Here is an 18,652-nt window from a genome sequence, read left to right on the forward strand (position 1 = left end):
GGCCCGCAGGGCGCGTCCGGCGCCATCCCGGGTGGACCCGGGGGCGTGGCAGGCCCGCAGGGCGCCACCGGCGGCATCCCGGGCGGACCCGTCGGATCGGCCGGACCGCAGGGCGCGTCCGGCTGCATCCCCGGGCTGCCCTGCGCGAGCATCCCGGCGCCGTAAGTCACACCAACCGCCGGCGGCCGTCAACATGTGTTGACGGCCGGCTGACGGCACGGTGTCAGAGCCGCGTCAGAGCCGGTTCAGCGCCGCCGCCCGATCCGGCACCGCGAACGACGCGCCGGTGCGTACCGGTGCACCCGGTCGCGACACGTACGGCAGCACCCGGAAGTCGACCCGCATCTCGTCGGCCGTCACACGGGCGCGGACGTACCCGCGCCGATTGTTGAAGTACCGGATGTGCGGGTTCTCCGGCAGCACCGCGTCAACGTCTGCCCTGCTGTCCGATCCGTCTCCGCCGGAGCTGATCGACGTCGTCACCAGTTCGGTCGCCACCACCGGTGACGACACGTCGCCTGGGCGCTCGTGCACCTCAGCCGCCCAGTGGCTGTGCACGTCGCCGGTCAGCACCACCGCGTTGCGCACCGCGGGGCCCTTCAGCCCCGCGACGATGCGGTCGCGGTTGGCGGGGTAGCCGTCCCACGCATCGGGGTTCACACCGAGGCCCGGGCCCGGGGTCAGCTCCACCTGGGAGAGAAAGACCTGCTGTCCCAGCACGTCCCAGCGCGCTCGCGACCGCTGGAAACCGTCGAGCAGCCAGCGTTCCTGCTCGGCGCCCGTCAGTGTGGCGAACGGGTTGAACCGCTCGGCACAGTCGGTGCGGTATTCGTCGCGGCACGGCTGATCGGTGCGGTACTGCCGGGTGTCGAGCAGGTGGAACGTGGCCAGCGCGCCCCAGCCGATCCGCCGGTACAGCTGCATGTCGACACCGCGCGGTTGCGAGAACCGTCGCAGCGGCATGTTCTCGTAGTACGCCCGCATCGCCGCCGCCCGCCGGGCGAGGAACTCGGGTTGCGGCTTCTCCGGAGTCTCGTCGGCCCAGTTGTTGTCCAGCTCGTGATCGTCGTAGACCGCCAGCCACGGCGCGACGGCGTGCGCGCCCTGCAGGTCGGGGTCGGTCTTGTACTGCGCGTACCGCTGCCGGTAGTTGGCCAGCGTGACGGTCTCCGGCCCGGCGTGCCTGCGCACCCCGCCCGGCCTCGCCTCGTATTCGTACTGGTAATCACCCAGGTGCACAACGAGATCGGGCTGTTCCCCGGCCAGTCGCCGATAGGCGGTGAACCAGCCCTGTTCGTAATGCGAACACGACGCCACGCACATCGTCAGGGCCGTCGCGAGGGCATCGGGCGGCGGCGCGGTGAGGGTCCTGCCCGTCGGCGACAGGTACCCCGCGGCGCGGAACCGGTAGAAGTACTCGGCGCCCGGCCGCAGTCCCCGCAGCTCCACATGCACGCTGTGCCCGGCATCGGGCGTCGCCGTGGCGACACCGCGCTGCTCGACGCGAGTGAACCGCTCGTCGGCCGCGACCTCCCACTCCACGTCCACCGGTCGGGCGGGCATACCGCCGAATCCGTCTTCGGCCAACGGGTCCGGCGCCAGCCGCGTCCAGATCACCACTCCGTCGGGCGCCGGGTCGCCGGATGCCACGCCGAGGGTGAACGGGTCGGCGGGCACCAGGTTGGTGCTGCGCGCGACGGCGCAGCCGGCGAACGGCAACACCCCGAGCGCGACCGCTCCCCGCAGCACGGCCCTGCGGCTCAGTTGGGACACGGCGCAGTGTCTGCGACCCGGTTGTCCTGCCGGTGACCGCCGGCTGTACGGCGCCCCGCCGCGACGATGCCGTTGCGCGAACACCGGATACTCTCGGGGCGTGCCGCTGTCATTCGATCCGGAGATCCTCGCCGCGCTGCTCGCTGCGCCCCAGCCAGCCGACCCGACACCCCCGCGGGTGGGTGACGTCGCCACCCGACGGCGGAACACCACGGCGACCTTCGACCTGATCGCCGAGATGGTCCCGGCCGTTGACGGCGTCGATGTCAACCGGCACGCGCTCACCACCGCCGACGGCGCGGAGCTGCCGCTGTGGTGGTACCGCCCGGTCGGCGTGCCCGAAAACGGCAGCGCCGCACTGTATCTGCACGGCGGCGGGATGATCCTCAGTCTCGAGGAGACCGGCTGCGGTTACGACGCGATCGTGCGCCGCTACGTGGCCGAGTCGGGCGTGCCGCTGCTGATGGTGGACTACCGCGCGGCACCCGAGCACCCGCACCCCACGCCGGTGGAGGACTGCTACGCCGCGCTGCAGTGGTTGGCCGAGCACGCCGCCGATCTCGGGGTGGATGCCGGGCGGCTCGCGGTGATGGGTGACAGCGCCGGCGGCGGGCTCGCTGCAGGCGTGGCACTGCTGGCCCGCGACCGCGGCGGCCCCGCGCTCGCCCTGCAGCTGCTGATCTACCCGATGCTCGACGACCGCAACACCACACCCGACCCGCAGATCCCCGCCGAGGGCATGGTGTGGAGTTACGACGACAACGTCACCGGCTGGGGCGCCCTGCTCGGCGACCGCGCAGGCGGACCGGACGTGCCCGTCTACGCGGCGCCCGCCCGCGAGGAGAACCTGGCCGGGCTGCCGCCCGCCTACCTCGACACCGGCGACCTCGACATCTTCCGGGCGGAGATCGTCGACTACGCGCACCGGCTCGCCGCCGCCGGTGTTCCCGCCGAACTGCACGTCCACCCGGGCTGCCCGCACGGTTTCGAGATGATCGTCACCGACGCGGACGTATCCCGTCGCGCAGTCGCCGACCGGCTGCGCCGGCTACGCGCGCTCTGACGCGCTGACACGCACACCTAAGCTGAGGTGGTGTCCGACGAGATCTCGACCGCGCTGATCATCGGCGCGTTCCTGGCCATGGTCGTCGCCTTCATCGCCGGCCGTGCGCTCACCCACAAGCCCGAACTCGGCCGCCGCGTCTACTGGGGCGGCTGGGCGTTGGCCATCCCGCTGTTCGCGCTCGGCATGGCCGCGCCGTTCTGGCCCAACGTGGTGGCGGCGGTGTCGATCCTGGGAATCGCGTCGATCGGGCTGGCGTATGTCATGACGCCGTACCTCACGATCAGCGGCTACACGTACACGATGCAGGACCGCTTCCGCTCCGGCGAGTAAGCCCGGTGGCGCACCGCGCGGCCCTTTTGCGCTGCCGTCAATGTGACCCATGGCCACTCTGTTGTGTGCTACATCTTGGACCGGCACTGCACGGGCATGAACGATGAAGATCAAATCCTTTCCGACGGCAGAGAACATCACCGGGCGGGATTTCCGGAAGGCGGAATCATCGGTCCGAAAGGCTGTTCGCCATGAGTACCTTGTCCGCGGTGGTGAACTCCTGGAACGAGTGGGATCCGCTCGAGGAGGTCGTCGTCGGCTCCGCAGACGGCGCGTGTTTCGAGCCCACCGAGCCCGGCAGTCGCCCGCAGATCCGTAATGCGTGCCGTGGCACGCCTTTTCCCAAGGGACCGAAGCCACCTGAAGCCATCGAACGTGCGAATGAGGAGCTGGCCGGGCTTCAGGCCCTCCTCGAGTCGCACGGAGTCAAGGTCCGCAGGCCCACGCCACACGACTTCAGCAGAAGTGTCGCCACTCCGCACTTCTCGGTCGCGAACCAGTATTGCGCGGTGTGCCCGCGCGACGTGATGATCACGATCGGGAGCGAGATCATCGAAGCACCGATGTCACGCCGGTCGCGATACTTCGAGTTCACCGCCTACCGCGACCTCGTCTACGAATACTGGAAGGCCGACCCACGCGTGGTCTGGACGACCGCGCCGAAGCCGTCGATGGGCGACGGTATGTACCGCGAGGGCTTCTGGGACTGGTCCGACGAGAAGCGGCATTCCGAGATGCACGCCTTCGAGTTCTGCGTGTCGCAAGACGAGGTGGTCTTCGACGCGGCTGACATCAGCAGATTCGGCCGAGACCTGGTGGTCCAGGAGTCGATGACATCGAACCGGGCGGGCATCAACTGGCTGAAGAGGCATCTCGAACCCAAGGGCTTCCGCGTGCACCCTGTGCACTTCCCGCTCGACTTCTTTCCGTCGCACATCGATTGCACGTTCGTTCCCTTACGCCCCGGACTCATACTCACCAACCCCGACCGGCCGCTGCGTGCCGGCGAGGAGAAACTCTTCCTGACCGATGACTGGGAGTTCGTCTCGGCCCCGCGGCCCACATCGAGCAACTCCGAGATGCCTGACTACTGCCAGTCGTCGAAGTGGCTGTCGATGAACGTACTGAGCATCTCGCCGACCAAGGTCGTCTGTGAGGAACAGGAGCGTCCGCTGCAGGATCTGCTGTCCGGGCTCGGCTTCGAGGTGTTCACCATCCCGTTCCGGAATGTCTTCGAGTTCGGCGGATCTCTGCACTGCGCCACCTGGGATGTGCGCCGCATCGGAGGGTGTGAGGAGTACTTCTCGGCCGGCGACTACCGCCCGCTGGTGACGTGAAGATCGGCCTGATCTGCGGCGACGGCCTCCCGGTCTCGGGACTGTTGACCGTGTTCCGCAGCGTCTACCACCTCGGACGGTCGATGGGCGTCTTCGACCACACGGTCGCCGCCGACCTCGGCTACTCGTGGCGGTCGGACAAGACGCGGTTCTTTCCGAACGGACCGGATCCACACCCCTATCCGCCGTGGCTCAGGCCGACGGTCAACGACTCGATTGCGGGGCTGAACCGAGCCGAGCTGTCGGCAGAGCTCGAGGACATCCGTCGATGCGTCGCCGTCTTCGATGGCTTGGAAGAAGCCGAGCGGCAGTCACTGGTCGACCGGATCGAGACTTTGCAGAAGGTGTACTTCGACCACTTCGCGACATGGCTGGAGCGCCACGACCCGGACTGGGTCTTCGCGGTGAATCTCACTCTCCCGCATGCGGTGAGCGTGACGTCCGCGCTCTACATGGCCGCAGAACGCCGCTACCGCGGGCGCCGGGGCGGGCTGGTGATCTGGGATCACGATCTGTGCGGCTCGAATGGGCGCTGGGACATAGCAATTGACCGACGGTTCTATCCGTCCGTTCCCAATGACGTGACGCCGCTGCCGGCCGAGGCGGCACACGTCAACTGGATCGTGGTGTCCAAGGGGCTCGCGCGAGAGGCGGAAAGCTATGACACCGCATCGCGACCGAAGGTCATCGCCAACCTGCTTCCGGTGATCCCACCGGGAATCGACGACCGCCATCACGAATTTGCGCGACAACTCGAGTTGAGCCCGGAACGACCGATACTGCTGAGCCCGGTGCGGATCTACCGGGTGAAGGGCGTGAATCAATCGCTGCGATTTCACGCAGAAGTCGTGGCCGAGTGCCTCCGCCGTTCACTTCCGCCGCCCTACCTGCTCGTCTTCGGCGACCTCGACGAAGATCCGGATTACGGCGACGAACTCGTCGCACTGCGCGACGAACTCGCGACGGAGAAGTACGTCCGATTCCTCGGCGGCGTCCCTCTCGAATCGGTGCGAGAAGCCGACGGAAACTGGCGGTTGGACGAAGTGGACCTTCTGCGGCTCGCGCGAGCGACCCACGGCGGGGTTGTCTTCACGCCCAGCGTCAGCGATTTCGAGACGGTGGGCCTGGGTGCCGGTCTGGCTGCTGCCGCAGAGATTCCCGCCGTGTCGACTCGATACAACGCCTTCGACGAGGTCTACGGTGCCGCAGGCCTCAGCTGCACGACGTTCGAGACCGACGGGACGGGTATGACCGAGGCGGCGGTGGAGTTCGTCGATGTGCTGGCCGGGTTCGCTCGGCGCGATGCGGAGCTGATCGCCGGCCTGAAGCGCAATCGCCAGGCCGTGGAGTCGCTGTTCCCGACGGATCCGTGGAGGACACTGCTCGGCTCGCTGAACGACGGCATCGCCAGGTCCGATCCTCCTGTAGAAGAGCGAACGATGTGACGTCCGAACACCTCAGAGTGGTTCTCGTCGCGCCGCCGTACTTCGAGGTTCCGCCTAAGGATTACGGCGGAACCGAGGCCGTCATCGCGGACCTGGCCGATGGCCTCGTCGCGCGCGGCCACACCGTGTTCGTCCTGGGCGCTGGGCATTCCAGGACCGACGCGCGCTTCGTCGCGATCTCACCTGAGGCCGTCCCCGAGCGACTGGGTCAGGTTCGTCCCGAGATCGTGCACGCCATCGAGGTACGCCGGGCGATCGCGCGGCTGGCGCGCCGGGAAGGCGTGGACATCGTCCACGATCACACCATGTCCGGCGCCCTCAACGCGTCGAGCTACGGCAGCCTGGGCGTCAAGACGGTGTCCACCGTGCACGCCACGATCGACGTCGACATGCGTCGCTACTACGCGGCTCTCGATCAGGACCTCGGGCTGGTGGCCGTCAGCCATCGTCAACGAAGCTCATCACCGGATCTCAACTGGGTGGGGACCGTGCACCACGGCCTCCGGGTCACCGATTGGCCCTTCCGCGCGACCAAGGACGACTTCGCGCTGTTCCTGGGTCGGTTCTGTCCGGAGAAGGGGCCGCACTTTGCGTTGGATGCCGCTCACTCCGCGGGCATCCCGCTGGTCCTCGCCGGAGCGTGCGTCGAACCCGGCGACCGCGGCTATTTCGAGCAGGAGGTCATGCCCCGAATGACCGACGGCGACAGGGTGATCGGGCGCGTTGGCGGCCTGGCGAAGCGTGATCTTCTCGCCGCAGCGCGGTGCCTGGTGTTCCCGATCCGTTGGGAGGAGCCCTTCGGGCTGGTGATGATCGAGGCGATGGTGACCGGCACACCCGTCGTGGCGCTGCGGGCCGGGTCGGTTGACGAGATCGTGGTCGACGGCAAGACCGGATACGTCTGCAACGATCCGTCAGAGCTAGCAGCCGCCCTCGAGGCTGTCGGCGACATCGATCCCGACGTGTGTCGCTCCCACGTCCAGGAATTCTTCGGTATCGAGCGCATGGTCGCCGGCTACGAGGAGGTGTATGCGTCCGTTGCGGCACCGACGAAGTGACATGCGGCAGCGGGCTGACCCGCGCCGCGAGAATCGACATCAAGGGAGAAGCGTCATGACCATCACTCGCGGGCTGCCGGCAGCCCTCATCATCGCCGCCGGCGTGGCTGTCGGATCGGCGGGCACCGGCTGGGCGGGCGGGCCCACACAGGTTGTCCCGGTTCCTCCGAACCCGACTGCGGCGGGCGGTGAGCCGTTCCAGGGCGTCTATGACCTGCGGTACACCCGGGCCTCCGGTCAGGTCCTCACCGGAACCTGGACGGTCGCTCCGTGCGGGCCCGGATGCGCCAATGTCACGGCGGCCGTCGAGATACTCGTGCCGTACAGCGGCAACGCGCGGCTGACCGGCAACCAGTGGGCGATGACGATCAACAGGCCGGACGCCGTCATCTGCCCCGACGAACGCCGGCTACCCGGCACCACGACCTACACCTGGGACAGCGCGACACTGGCCGGGGGCACGAGCACCAGCGCACCCGTGAACTGCGAGGGCGTGCCGCAGGGACCCAACAGGCCCGGAACGTTCACCCTGACGAGGCGCGGATAGCGCTAAGTCATTCGGCTCTGGAGCCGACTCCACCCGGGTGGTGAGCCGGCGTAGCCTCGAGCGCTTCGAAATACGGTTTCATCGACGGGTAATAGGCATCGAAGTCCGGTAGTGGCGCCTGGTCCCTGGCGGCCACCAGGTTGTCGAGGTAGTACTCCCAGCCGGGTCCGACGTCCTCGATCCCGCGCACCTTCTCCAGACGCTGGATCAACCGCAGTTCGGTTGTTCCGCCCGACTCTTCGAGGAACAGCGCGAGGTGCCACGAGCCCGATTCGTCGATCATCGTGAGGGCGAGACGGCGCGGCGGATCGCATGCCTCGATCCGCATGTCACACCACGGCGCGCCTTCTTCGAAGCCCAATTGGACTTCGATGGTCAAACCGGGCGCGCCGTCGCCTTTCCAGATTCCGAACCATCTCGCAGTCCGGTCGGGTTCGGTCACGCTCGCCCACACGTCGTCGGCGGATGCGCGAAACGTCCGGGTGAAGGTGAGGTCGTACCCAGCGGAGGTGGAGAAGAGCCGGGCTGTCGGTGATGGCGGTTTCATGCGGTGGCCTCCCTTGTCGTCGGATCTCCGCGCCGTTCGCGGCGCGTGCGGTGGACCTCCGTTTCGAGCGCGTCGAGGTGCGCTTCCCACGTCACCGGAGTCGCGAGGCCGGCCAGCCACGTCATCAGGGGCGTCAGAGCCTCCGGGTCGAGGGTGTAGATCCGCTGCCTGCCAACGACTTCAGCCGTCACGAGGCCACTGTCCCGCAGTACTCGCAGGTGACGACTCACTGCCGGTCGGCTGATCGGGAACAGCGCGCAGATCTCGCCGACCGGCATCGGCCGATCGCGCAAGGACTCGAGGATGTCGCGGCGCACGGGGTCGGCGACGGCCCCGGCGATCTCGTCCACGGACAAAGCGTAACAGAGTGGTTACGCATTATTTCTGGCGACCGGGTTTCGGCGGCCAAAGCGCACGCGGCATTGCGTGACCTGCAGCATCGGCCGTTTGCTGACGACCGGAACAAGATCGACTACTTGCACCGTTGACAAGGCTTCGCGGTACCCCCAGTCTTCGCTGTTGTGGCGCCGCGGCTGCCTCTAGGCTTCCGCTGACTGAGAAGAACCTGAGAGCAGATCGGGTACGGATCAGCGGCACGGCCCTGCCCGAGATTCACCACGACCGAAAGTGCAGCAATGTTCTCACGTACAACCTCGCTTCTCGCTCTTGTCCTGGGCGCTGCCGGAACCGGCGTCATCATCGCCACCGCCCCGACCGCGGCGGCGTGTGACCCCGGCTGGTACCCGACCGACACGGCCGGTGTCTGTACGGACATGCCGCCCGCCATGCGACCGGCACCCGCCCCGCTGCACCCCATCGCGCGAGAAGGTCAGAACGCGATCATCAACGACATGTTCGAGACCACCCCGGCGGACTCCGACGGGGACGGCTGGATCGACAGCCTGGACAAAATGCCCTTCGATCGCGCCTGGCGCTGAACGGCGAAACAACCACGGTCCCCGAACGCAAATCAGCCCCACTCGAAAGTGGGGCTGATTTGCGTCATCGCATCGCCACTAACACCACGCGGACAACCCGATCCGCTGTTGACCGACAGTCGCAAATAGCTAAAAAGCTGTCGGCTTGAGGCAAGACCTGCCGGGCGCGTACCAGGCATGGTTGCGGGACAACAGCGTTGGCGACTGCTCCTGAGTCCCCGCACTGTCGTCGCCGACCCGGCGACTCCTGCCGAACTCAACCCGAAGGACACCACCATGCGGCGCCTCACCAGCCTCGACGCATTCTTTCTCGCCACCGAGGACCAGCGCACCGTCGCGAACGTATCCGCCCTCGTGATCCTCGAACGCAAGCGTGCGAACGGCCGGCGCCTGACCCGCCATGCGGTCACATCGCTGTTCGCACAGCGGCTCCATCTGCTCCCACCACTGCGCTGGCAGCTGGCGGAGGTCCCGTTCGGCGTCGGCCACCCGTCATGGGTCGACGGCGAGGTCGACCTCGATTTCCACATCCGGGAAACCACGCTGCCGACACGCGGTGACGACACCGCGCTCACCGAGCTGGTGGCGCGACTGGCAGCCGAACCGATGAACCGTTCGCGTCCGCTCTGGGAGGCATACCTGATCCACGGACTTTCCGATGATCGAGTCGCGCTGCTGTTGAAGTTGCATCACGCCGCCGTTGACGGGGTGTCGGGCGGCGACATCCTGAGCGTTCTGCTCGACGACGCACCGCAGGGCCGCGACGTCCCGCCCGCCACCACGGTGCGGACCGAAGCCGTTCCGAATCGACTGAATATGCTGATGCGAGGCGTCGCCGACATCCCCCGCCAGCAGCTCGCTGCGGTCGGCGCGGCCCGACCCACGCTGACTCACCTGGACAAGGTCGCCACGATCCGGTCGCTGCCCGGAGTGACGGCGGTCGCCGGCTGGGCGGGAAGGCTCACGCCGGGAAAGCGATCCGACTCGGCGCCACTGGTTGCTCCGCGCACCGCATTCAATGCCCGCATCACGCCGCATCGCCGGTTGGCCCTTATCAGCCTTCCGCTCGTCGACGTGCTGGCCGTCAAACAAGCGCACGGCGCCACCGTGAACGACGTCGTGGTCGCCCTGTGCGCCGGGGCGCTGCGTACCTGGCTCACCACCAAGTCCGAGTTGCCTGACGAGCGACTGCTCGCGATGGTCCCGATCTCGACTCGAGAAGCCGACGAACGTGGCACGTTCGGCAACAAGGTCGCGACCATGGTCGTGCCACTACCCACCGATGTGGCAGAGCCGGTCGGCCGCATCCGTGCGTGCCGCGACGCGCTGCTGGACGCCAAGCAGCAGCACAAGACCCAGCCGCCCAACCTCATGCAGCACGCCAACGACCTGGTACCGCCAGTCGTGTTCGGTCCTGCGATGCGGACGGTGCTGCGGCTCGCGAGTGCGAAATCGGTCCGTCCTGCGGCGAATGTCATCATCTCGAACGTTCCCGGCCCCCGGAAACCCCTGTACTGTAGCGGTTCTCGCGTCCTCGCCAACTATCCCGTCTCGACGATCGTCGACGGAATGGCGTTGAATTTCACGCTTCTGAGTTACCTCGACCATCTGCACGTCGGACTCACCGTCGACAGCGGGCTGGTACCCGATGTCGACGTGCTGGCGCAGGCGCTCCGAGGGGAGCTGGAAATCCAGGTCGGTCTGCTGAAAGCGGTGAAGACCAAACGCCGCTGAGCCAAGCGAGCGGGCGGGCCTCAAGGCACGGTCACCGCGGCAGCCGCAACGAGCCCAGCTGATCGGCTCGGTACTGCCGCGGTGTCTGGCCGAACCAGCGGCGACACGAGCGGTTGAAGGTGCTCTGTTCGGTGTAACCGAGCAGAGAGGCGATCTGACTCAGGTGGAACCTCGGTTCGGCGAGGTATCTCGCCGCCTGATCGCGGCGTTCCCGTTCGATGAGGTCCTGGCAGCGCACGCCTTCCAGCGCCAGGTTCCGTTGCAGCGTCCGGGGATGCAAAGCCAGTTCATTGCCGATCGCTTCCACGCTGCACTGTCCCGTCGGTAGCAGCCGGCGGGCCAACGCCGCCACCCGTTCGGACAGTGTCGCGGTGCTCGGGAGATAGTGGGCCTCAAGGTACTTGGTGGCGATGCGCCTGGTCTCGGGATCCGCGCTCTCGATGCGTCTGCCTGCCAACGGGCGGGGCAGATCGAACCCACACCACGTCCGCCCGAAGCGCACGGGGCAGCCCAGCGCTTCGCGGTACGCGGCGTCTGGACCCCGCTGTTCGTGCATGAAGGACATCGAGCGCGCCCGCGCCTGCGACCCACCCATCAGGCGGATCATCCGTGCGCCGTTCGCCATGCTCAGTTCGTACGCCTGCAGCATGTACGGCAAGCCGGACTCGACCACCTCGAAGGTGAACCTGACGTCGGTGTCTGCGGCGGCGGCGGCGACACTGAGCTTCAACGCCGGGCAATGGACATAGAGGTAGCTCGCGATCGACTCCAGGCCCCCGAGCACGGTCTGGGCGTTCCGCGCGATCACCGCGATCGGCCCGAGGATGTCCAGACCCTGCCAGTGCGACAGACGCAGACCGAAGTCCGGGCAGTTCAACTCTTCGGCGCTGGCCTCCAGCATGCGTGCGACGGCGGAGAACGAGACGAAGGCGTCGTCCTCGTGCTCGATACCCGCCGGGATGCCGAACCGCGAGAGGAACGGCTCCGGGTCGGCACCGAACTCCCTGATCAGGTCGGCGTACCCCCACAGATTGGTGGCCCGGATCAGGCTTGTCATCCGATCAACTCCCCGTGTCGGGAAATGCTAAAAGTACGTCGGAAAGTGTCAAGACCCGCGGCGGCTCCCTCGACGATTCTGTTTCTACAGCGTCCTGCGATCACAGCAGGCAAAAGCCCCGAGGAAGCCATGAATGCACAACATTTCGACGTCCTGATCATCGGCGCCGGGCTCTCCGGCATCGGCACCGCCTGTCAGTTGCGCGCCGAGCACCCGCACAAGAGCATCGCCGTGCTCGAGCGACGCGAACGCCTCGGCGGCACCTGGGACCTGTTCCGCTATCCCGGAATCCGTTCGGACTCGGACATGTACAGCTTCGGCTACAGGTTCCGGCCCTGGCAGGAGCTGAAAGTCCTGGCCGACGGACCGTCGATCCGCGAGTACATCGCCGACACCGCAGCCCAGTTCGGCATCGACAAGATGATCCGCTACGGCCTGAAGATCGTCACCGCTGACTTCTCCACCAGCGCGGGCCGCTGGACGGTGACGGCGCTGCACGAGGCCACCGGCGAGACGCGCACCTACACCGCCGGCTTCCTGATCAGCTGCACCGGATATTTCAACCACGACAAGGGCCACCTGCCCGCCTTCCCCGGCATCGACCGGTTCACGGGCCGCACCGTCCATCCCCAGCACTGGCCGGAGGACCTCGACTACACGGGCAAGAAGGTCGTTGTGATCGGCAGTGGTGCAACGGCTGTCACCCTGGTTCCGACGATGGCCCCGGATGCCGAGCACGTGACCATGCTGCAGCGCTCTCCGTCGTACATCTTCTCGATCCCCGCGTTCGACAAGATCTCCGAGATCCTCGGTCGCTTCCTCCCCGACGATTTGGTGTACCGGTTCGCGCGCAAGCGCAACATCGCCTTTCAGCGCTACCTCTACCTGGCCTGCAAGCGCTGGCCGCGCCAGATGCGCCGGTTCCTGCTCTGGCAGGTTCAGCGGCACCTCGGCCCGTCCGTCGACATGCGGCACTTCACCCCGAAGTACATGCCCTGGGACGAGCGGTTGTGCGCCGTTCCCAACGGCGACCTGTTCAAGGCACTCGCCTCCGGCGAGGCGTCGATCGTGACCGATCACATCGAGACCATCACCGAGACCGGCATCCTGCTGAAGTCCGGTCGCGAACTGGAGGCGGACATCATCGTCACCGCGACCGGCCTGGAGATCCAGATGCTGGGCGGGATGGAGCTCTCCGTCGACGGGGAGACGCGGGAGTTCCACAGCCAGATGACCTACAAGGGCGTGCTCGTCGAGAACATCCCCAATCTGGCGTGGGTGTTCGGCTACACCAACGCACCGTGGACGCTGAAGTCCGACATCGCCGGCGCCTACCTGTGCCGCCTGTTGAAGCACATGGACGACCACAACCACACGGTGGCGACCCCGCGCGACGTCGAGGGTTCGGCGATGGACATCGGCATGGTGGACCAGCTGGAGTCCGGCTACGTGCAGCGCTCCAAGGACCTCTGGCCGCGGCAGGGCTCGAAGAATCCCTGGAAGGTGCTCATGCACTACGGCAAGGACTCCAAGATGCTGCTCCAGGATCCCGTCGATGACCACCTGCTGCAGTTCAGCACCACGGCCGCGGAGGCGGTGGCGGTCTGAACCCGTTGCCTCGCAGTTTTTTCCAGCACCAACAACTTCCTGAAAGGTCCATCATGAGCATCACCAGACACGTCGTCCGGGCCGGGCTGAGAGCATCCCGACCACTCTTCGCCTCCGAGCGCATCTCGGTCGAGGGGAAGCGCGCCCTGTTCGAGACGCTGACCCGCGCCGCCCGCGCACCGAAGGGGAGCCGGTTCGAGCGCAGCACCATCGCCGGCGTGCCGGTCGAACGGGTCACACCGCCGACGGGGGCAGCCGCTGGAACCCTGATCTACCTGCACGGCGGCGCCTACGCGCTGGGCAGTGCCACCGGGTACCGCGGGATGGTCGCGCACCTGGCCGGCGCGGCCCACATGACGGCGATCATCCCCGACTATTCGCGGGCACCGGAGGCCCGGTATCCGGTGGCACTCGAAGAGATGGTCGCGATGTACTCGCAGTTGCTCGACGACGGGCTCGATCCACGAAGCACGGTCATCGCGGGCGATTCGGCCGGCGGCGGCTTGACGCTGGCGCTGGCCATGGCGCTGCGTGACCGCGGGATCCCGGCGCCGGCGGCGCTCGGCTTGATCTGCCCGTGGGCGAACCTCGCCATCGACATCGATCGGTTGCGACCCACACTGCGGGATCCGCTGATCCTGCCCTCCATGACGGCCGAATGGGCTCCCCGCTACGTGGGCAGTGCCGATCCGATGACTCCCGGAATCTCGCCGGTCTACGGCCACATGGCTGACTTGCCACCGATTGTCATCCAGACCGCGGGCGACGATCCGATCCGCGGCGATTCGCGTGACATCGCCACCGCGGTATCCGCGCTCGGGACAGGGATCGTCGACCATCGCGTGTTCGACGGGCTGTGGCACGTCTTCCACCTCCAGGTCAGCGTGCTACCCGAGGCACGGGAGGCGATCGCCGATCTCGGCGCGAAGCTGCGCTCGCATGTCCGGTCGTCATCGGACGCCGACGCGGGGGTCGCAGGGAAATGAACCGATTCGAAGGCAAAGTCGCCGTCATCACCGGAGCCGGATCCGGCATCGGCCGTGCGTTGGCCGTTGATCTCGCGGCGAAGGGCGCCAAGCTCGCGCTCTCGGACATCGACACCGAAGGACTCGCCGGCACAGCCCGAGAGGCCGAGGCGCTGGGCGCCACGGTGAGAGCCGACCGGCTCGACGTTGCCGAACGGGAGGCCGTGCTGGCCTACGCCGACGACGTCATGGCGCACTTCGGTGCGGTCCACCAGGTGTACAACAACGCCGGTGTCGCCTACAACGGTGACCTGGAGAGGTCCGAGTTCAAGGACATCGAGCGGATCATGGACATCGACTTCTGGGGCGTCGTCAACGGGACCAAGGCGTTCCTGCCCCACGTGATCGCCTCCGGGGACGGACACATCGTCAACATCTCCAGCGTGTTCGGGCTGATCGCGGTGCCCGGCCAGAATGCCTACAATGCCGCCAAATTCGCCGTTCGGGGATTCACCGAGGCTGTGCGCCAAGAGATGCTGGTCGCCAAGCACCCGGTCAAGGTCACCTGTGTACACCCCGGCGGCATCAAGACTGCCGTCGCCCGCAACGCCGCTGTCGCCGAGGGCCAAAACGCCCAGAGCTTCGCCGAGTTCTTCGACAAGCACATGGCGCTCCATACGCCGGAAATGGCTGCGGAGACGATCATCAAAGCTGTTGCCAAGGGCCGTGCCCGAGTGGTGGTCGGCTGGGATGCGAAGGCCCTCGATGTGCTGAGTCGCGTCATCGGCCCCGGCTACCAGCGCCTCATCGCCATCGCGGTGTCGCGGTTCTTTCCCTGGGCGAAGTAGGCGAACACCGCCGACAACGCCCCGAGAAGGGTCAGGCCCCCTCGAAGAAAGGGGGCCTGATCAGCGTGGCAGGTGCAGGATTCGAACCTGCGTAGGCGTAAGCCGACGGATTTACAGTCCGCCAGATAGTGAGTCTGGGCGTGTCACCGCATGTCGGATCGGGGACTTGAGCTGCAGCAACCGTGTCACTGTGTGTCAGCGTGTGCCGCCGCGAGTCGCACGCGTTGTGACAATCGCGTGACAATCCGCGTCTGGTAGTCGACCCTCGCGGATACGATCGCCGCATGGGGGATGTGAGACGGTGGTTGACCATCTGGGTGGGAATACTCGCGGTCGGCGTCGCGATGGCGGCGCCGGCCAGCGCCGACGTTGAGACCTACGTCCGTGCGCTCGACGCGGCCGAACTCATCGACCACGACGACGACCCGTACCACTGCCGAGCGGATGGCCGTTGTTTCGGACAGTTCGACGACGGCCCGTCTGCCCTGCAGACCGGGAACTGGGTGTGCGAACAAGTGCGCCAGGTCGGGAAGCCCCGGGATCTCGTGGTGGATTGGCTGAGCAACGGCGAGGGTTTGATGCCGTCTCCGGTGAGCGCGCCAATCATCGTCGATGCCGCCACCACCCACCTCTGCCCATGAACTCGTGCAGCCGCAGCTACGATTTCGGCATGGGGAGGATCTTCGCGGCGATCGCCGCAGTACTCGTCATCGCGGGGTGCGGCGGACCGGATCGGCCGCCCAAGTCAACGACCGTCTCCTATGGCGCACCGCTCGTCACCGAACCGGCTATCGAGCAGCCGGTGACGACCGTATCGCCGGCGGCCAACTGCACTGAGGCGCCCACCGCGATCGTCGACATGATCAACGCGGCGTTCACCGACGGAGAACAACTCGAGCACACTCAGGCGGTGAACGCGCCGGACGCGACGACGTACGTCGGGGGGAACATCTTCGGTGCGGACGGCACGAAGGCGTCCAGCCAGGACACCTGGTTGGTCAGCAACGGCGCGGTGTTCGCGATCACTTCGGACGCTCGGCGGCGCACACTGCTGCCTGACGGCCGGGACATCGACCCGGCCTGGGGGCAGTACAACGCCGCGGTGTACCAATGTGTCGGCCAAGTCGAGCGGGCGGCGAACCCGGGACGATGAGCCGCAGCGTAGAGGATGTCGACCAGGACTTGCGCGTGGTCGCCGTGGTTCGTGCGGCGTGCGTCGGCGAGGGCGGGCCTGGCCGACGCCCGCAACGAACGCGGCGACGGCATGATGCGCCTCTCGGACGTCCTGCGTGTCCGCCGAAGCAAACCGCGCCACGCGAGCTGACCCACGCTCAAGACCCCGACGAAGTGGTGGAGTTTGCCCGAACTGCGATGTGCTCGGTCAACTGCGGGCCTGATCCGCTGTTCGACTCAATGGACCCGCTGTACGAACTCAAACCTGCTTGGTTGAACGTAAGCCCCGAATTATCCGGCGATCACGGACGCTCATCATTGGTCTGGCTGCCGGGATAAGGGTCGGGTACTGAAGGGTCGATACCGTCCTTTACGCCGTCGTCGTCCCAGTCAGCGTCGGACGGGTGCGGATCCGCAATATTCGAGATTCCGTCGCCGTCGCTATCGTTTGCCCTCGGGTCCTGCGTTCGAGCTGGCGTCTGATACTGACCGGTGGGGTAGGTGGTTCTTGGGCTGGGTGGCGCTTCAGCCGGGCGAGAGGCGACATATGCCCACAAGAGGAACGCACCGAGGCCCACTACGAAGGCTACGATGCCCCAGTTTTGCCGGGTTTCACGCCTTCGGTGTTCCTCAATCATCTGTTGTGCTTCTAAAAAACTCCGCAACGCAGCATTCTCATCATCGCTATTCGGCATCTGTGAATCGCGCCTCCCCAACAGTTCCCCCGGTTCGGCGATTATGCCCAGATCAAGGTCCGTACGGTGGGGAAACCTTCTCCGCGACAGTGCTATTGGTTGCGCGATCAAGAATTGACGCCTGTTGGGTCCGTCCCACCGCCTTTACACCGTTCCTGGAGACCTGCCATCGATCGGCCGCTTCGGGTACTCACCAACTGGCGCTTCGCACTCCCGCAACATCTTTTGACAGTTCCTCGCGAATCGCCGACTCCCACTTATCCATAGACCGCGTTATCAATTGGGGCGGTTGGCTTCTGCCACGTCAAGCGCCGGTGGAAAGGACATGTCGACCACCGTGGTCGACGACTCGAGCGTGTGAGTCACCATTTCCTGCAAGTGACTCGATAGTGCGACCAGACTGTTCACGGTGAAGAGCATCGCCGACGAGTGAAGGTCGCTGGCAGAAGCTGCTTCCTCGGCGATCAGGCCGAGCAGCTGTTCGCGCGCCACCGTCGACACCGGAACCTTACGGCGCTTGGCGATCCGCTCGAGCGCCTCCATCTCCTCCGGGCTCAACCGCACCTGCAGCACCCGGCTCGTCGAGCGGTTCGGCCGCGACACCTTTACGTGCGCCTGGCCTCACTCACTGCAAGCGCGGCCATAAGCTAACCCCCGAGAACACCCAGCAGCACGGCGATGACACCACCCGCGCCAACGGCAACAGGCGAACCTGCCTGGCATGCCGACGTGAACGGCAGGCCCTGTACAACTCTGGGCAGCGGGTCGTTCCCGAAGGCTTCTGCCCGAACGGCCATCCGAAGACCCCCGAGAACCGGATCAGCAACAGACCTGGTCGAACGCGGTGCAAGCCGTGCGCCAGGGAGTCGGTCCGCAGGCGCACCGCCCGGCCGTAGACGGTGCGGTCAGCCATCAGATACCGAGCCGCCCGGCGGCAAGGAGGCTGCGATCGACGAGCAGCTCGGGCTGAAGGCGGTGCGGTACTACCAGCTGCTGAACCGTCTACTTACCCGGGAGGCCGCGTTGGCGTATGCACCGGTCACGGTGAACCGGTTGCGACGTCTCCATGTTTCCAGTTCCCGCTTATGACCAGCGAACTGGCTGTCCTCGCTTACCCTCACGCTATGGGGGTATCACTTCGTAGCAAAACGCTCGGCGGTTGCTTCGCCGCCATCGTCTTAGGGTTATGCGCTTCAGGTTGCGACGCGGAGGGCGACCAGCGCGAGGACGCTAGAGAACGTTGTCTGCGGTACGTAGCCGACAGATTGGTATCTCCGTCGAGCGCCGAATTCGGGGATGTCACCGTATGGCAAGTAGAACTCTCCGATGCGGACATCACCCACATGAAGAGCCAGTTTCCTAAGTTCAAGCCGTCTGGTGTGACAGCGGTTTACTCGATCGTCGGCAAAGTAGATTCGCAAAACACCTATGCGGCGATGATCAGGAGCAGTTTCGAGTGCCGTGCGATCTACCAAGAGGATTTTAGTGATGCTGTTGTCAATGTCTGGTAGCTACCGCGCCGTAGTCGAAA

21 protein-coding genes and 1 tRNA gene are annotated in these 18,652 nt (G+C 66.3%); 15 read left to right on the plus strand and 7 right to left on the minus strand.

Going from position 1 to position 18,652, the window contains the following annotated elements:
- Window positions 1–234: 234 nt before the first annotated feature.
- Window positions 235–1,773, minus strand: coding sequence for an alkaline phosphatase D family protein (locus H7I41_RS28560; RefSeq protein WP_264016027.1), 1,539 nt, complete (start codon window positions 1,771–1,773; stop codon window positions 235–237).
- Window positions 1,774–1,873: 100 nt separating this feature from the next.
- Between H7I41_RS28560 and H7I41_RS28565 the strand changes: the two genes are divergently transcribed.
- The 6 genes from H7I41_RS28565 to H7I41_RS28590 all read left to right on the plus strand — a co-directional run bounded on the left by H7I41_RS28565 (window position 1,874) and on the right by H7I41_RS28590 (window position 7,556).
- Window positions 1,874–2,836 carry an alpha/beta hydrolase gene (locus H7I41_RS28565; RefSeq protein ID WP_264016028.1) on the plus strand — a complete coding sequence of 321 codons (963 nt, stop codon included), beginning with the start codon at window positions 1,874–1,876 and terminating at the stop codon, window positions 2,834–2,836.
- 30 nt (window positions 2,837–2,866) lie between these two features.
- A complete protein-coding gene (locus tag H7I41_RS28570; RefSeq protein WP_264016029.1) occupies window positions 2,867–3,169 on the plus strand; it encodes a hypothetical protein in 303 nt (100 codons plus the stop codon).
- A gap of 191 nt (window positions 3,170–3,360) precedes the next feature.
- Window positions 3,361–4,506, plus strand: a complete 1,146-nt coding sequence (locus tag H7I41_RS28575) for a serine/threonine protein kinase (protein WP_264016030.1) — start codon at window positions 3,361–3,363, stop codon at window positions 4,504–4,506.
- A 344-nt stretch (window positions 4,507–4,850) separates the two neighbouring features.
- Window positions 4,851–5,951, plus strand: coding sequence for a glycosyltransferase family protein (locus H7I41_RS30375; protein ID WP_264016031.1), 1,101 nt, complete (start codon window positions 4,851–4,853; stop codon window positions 5,949–5,951).
- Window positions 5,948–7,009: a glycosyltransferase family 4 protein gene (locus H7I41_RS28585; RefSeq protein ID WP_264016032.1), complete on the plus strand. Its 1,062-nt coding sequence runs from the start codon at window positions 5,948–5,950 to the stop codon at window positions 7,007–7,009. The genes H7I41_RS30375 and H7I41_RS28585 overlap by 4 nt, the downstream gene beginning before the upstream one ends.
- A gap of 55 nt (window positions 7,010–7,064) precedes the next feature.
- A complete protein-coding gene (locus H7I41_RS28590; protein WP_264016033.1) occupies window positions 7,065–7,556 on the plus strand; it encodes a hypothetical protein in 492 nt (163 codons plus the stop codon).
- A 7-nt stretch (window positions 7,557–7,563) separates the two neighbouring features.
- Here the strand turns inward: H7I41_RS28590 and H7I41_RS28595 are convergent, their stop codons facing one another.
- A complete protein-coding gene (locus tag H7I41_RS28595) occupies window positions 7,564–8,103 on the minus strand; it encodes an SRPBCC family protein (RefSeq protein WP_264016034.1) in 540 nt (179 codons plus the stop codon).
- A complete protein-coding gene (locus H7I41_RS28600) occupies window positions 8,100–8,453 on the minus strand; it encodes an ArsR/SmtB family transcription factor (protein WP_264016035.1) in 354 nt (117 codons plus the stop codon). Before H7I41_RS28600 ends, H7I41_RS28595 begins: the two co-directional genes overlap by 4 nt.
- 285 nt (window positions 8,454–8,738) lie before the next feature.
- Between H7I41_RS28600 and H7I41_RS28605 the strand changes: the two genes are divergently transcribed.
- Together H7I41_RS28605 and H7I41_RS28610 are read left to right on the plus strand one after the other, a co-directional pair.
- Window positions 8,739–9,041, plus strand: a complete 303-nt coding sequence (locus tag H7I41_RS28605; RefSeq protein WP_264016036.1) for a hypothetical protein — start codon at window positions 8,739–8,741, stop codon at window positions 9,039–9,041.
- Window positions 9,042–9,218: 177 nt separating this feature from the next.
- Window positions 9,219–10,775 carry a WS/DGAT/MGAT family O-acyltransferase gene (locus H7I41_RS28610; protein ID WP_264016037.1) on the plus strand — a complete coding sequence of 519 codons (1,557 nt, stop codon included), beginning with the start codon at window positions 9,219–9,221 and terminating at the stop codon, window positions 10,773–10,775.
- 31 nt (window positions 10,776–10,806) lie between these two features.
- Here H7I41_RS28610 and H7I41_RS28615 read toward each other — a convergent pair whose 3' ends face one another.
- A complete protein-coding gene (locus H7I41_RS28615; RefSeq protein WP_264016038.1) occupies window positions 10,807–11,832 on the minus strand; it encodes an AraC family transcriptional regulator in 1,026 nt (341 codons plus the stop codon).
- 129 nt (window positions 11,833–11,961) lie between these two features.
- On the opposite strand from H7I41_RS28615, the gene H7I41_RS28620 reads away from it, so the two are divergent.
- From H7I41_RS28620 to H7I41_RS28630, 3 genes are read left to right on the plus strand one after another with little or no spacing between them, the layout of a single operon-like run.
- Window positions 11,962–13,440, plus strand: a complete 1,479-nt coding sequence (locus H7I41_RS28620) for a flavin-containing monooxygenase (RefSeq protein ID WP_264016039.1) — start codon at window positions 11,962–11,964, stop codon at window positions 13,438–13,440.
- Between the two features lie 53 nt (window positions 13,441–13,493).
- A complete protein-coding gene (locus H7I41_RS28625; protein ID WP_264016040.1) occupies window positions 13,494–14,426 on the plus strand; it encodes an alpha/beta hydrolase in 933 nt (310 codons plus the stop codon).
- The gene (locus tag H7I41_RS28630) at window positions 14,423–15,253 is read left to right on the plus strand and encodes an SDR family NAD(P)-dependent oxidoreductase (protein WP_264016041.1); all 831 of its coding nucleotides are present in this window, start codon (window positions 14,423–14,425) and stop codon (window positions 15,251–15,253) included. Before H7I41_RS28625 ends, H7I41_RS28630 begins: the two co-directional genes overlap by 4 nt.
- Before the next feature lie 66 nt (window positions 15,254–15,319).
- On the opposite strand, the gene H7I41_RS28635 is transcribed toward H7I41_RS28630, so the two are convergent.
- Window positions 15,320–15,440: transfer RNA gene (locus tag H7I41_RS28635), tRNA-OTHER, on the minus strand.
- Window positions 15,441–15,537: 97 nt separating this feature from the next.
- Between H7I41_RS28635 and H7I41_RS28640 the strand changes: the two genes are divergently transcribed.
- Together H7I41_RS28640 and H7I41_RS28645 are read left to right on the plus strand one after the other, a co-directional pair.
- Window positions 15,538–15,894, plus strand: coding sequence for a DUF732 domain-containing protein (locus H7I41_RS28640; RefSeq protein WP_264016042.1), 357 nt, complete (start codon window positions 15,538–15,540; stop codon window positions 15,892–15,894).
- A gap of 29 nt (window positions 15,895–15,923) precedes the next feature.
- On the plus strand, window positions 15,924–16,406 hold the full coding sequence (locus H7I41_RS28645; protein WP_264016043.1) for a hypothetical protein: 483 nt from the start codon (window positions 15,924–15,926) through the stop codon (window positions 16,404–16,406).
- Between the two features lie 322 nt (window positions 16,407–16,728).
- Here the strand turns inward: H7I41_RS28645 and H7I41_RS28650 are convergent, their stop codons facing one another.
- Window positions 16,729–17,121 (minus strand): hypothetical protein, encoded by a 393-nt coding sequence (locus H7I41_RS28650; RefSeq protein WP_264016044.1) that lies wholly within the window; start codon window positions 17,119–17,121, stop codon window positions 16,729–16,731.
- Between the two features lie 276 nt (window positions 17,122–17,397).
- Entirely contained in the window at window positions 17,398–17,724 is a 327-nt protein-coding gene (locus H7I41_RS28655; protein ID WP_264016045.1) for a hypothetical protein, read from the minus strand.
- Window positions 17,725–17,799: 75 nt separating this feature from the next.
- On the opposite strand from H7I41_RS28655, the gene H7I41_RS30445 reads away from it, so the two are divergent.
- Entirely contained in the window at window positions 17,800–18,210 is a 411-nt protein-coding gene (locus H7I41_RS30445; RefSeq protein ID WP_372503821.1) for a DUF3263 domain-containing protein, read from the plus strand.
- The gene (locus H7I41_RS28665) at window positions 18,207–18,632 is read left to right on the plus strand and encodes a hypothetical protein (RefSeq protein ID WP_264016046.1); all 426 of its coding nucleotides are present in this window, start codon (window positions 18,207–18,209) and stop codon (window positions 18,630–18,632) included. Before H7I41_RS30445 ends, H7I41_RS28665 begins: the two co-directional genes overlap by 4 nt.
- Window positions 18,633–18,652: the final 20 nt, after the last annotated feature.

Source organism: [Mycobacterium] manitobense (assembly GCF_025821665.1).
In the GTDB taxonomy this organism is placed as follows: domain Bacteria; phylum Actinomycetota; class Actinomycetes; order Mycobacteriales; family Mycobacteriaceae; genus Mycobacterium; species Mycobacterium arseniciresistens.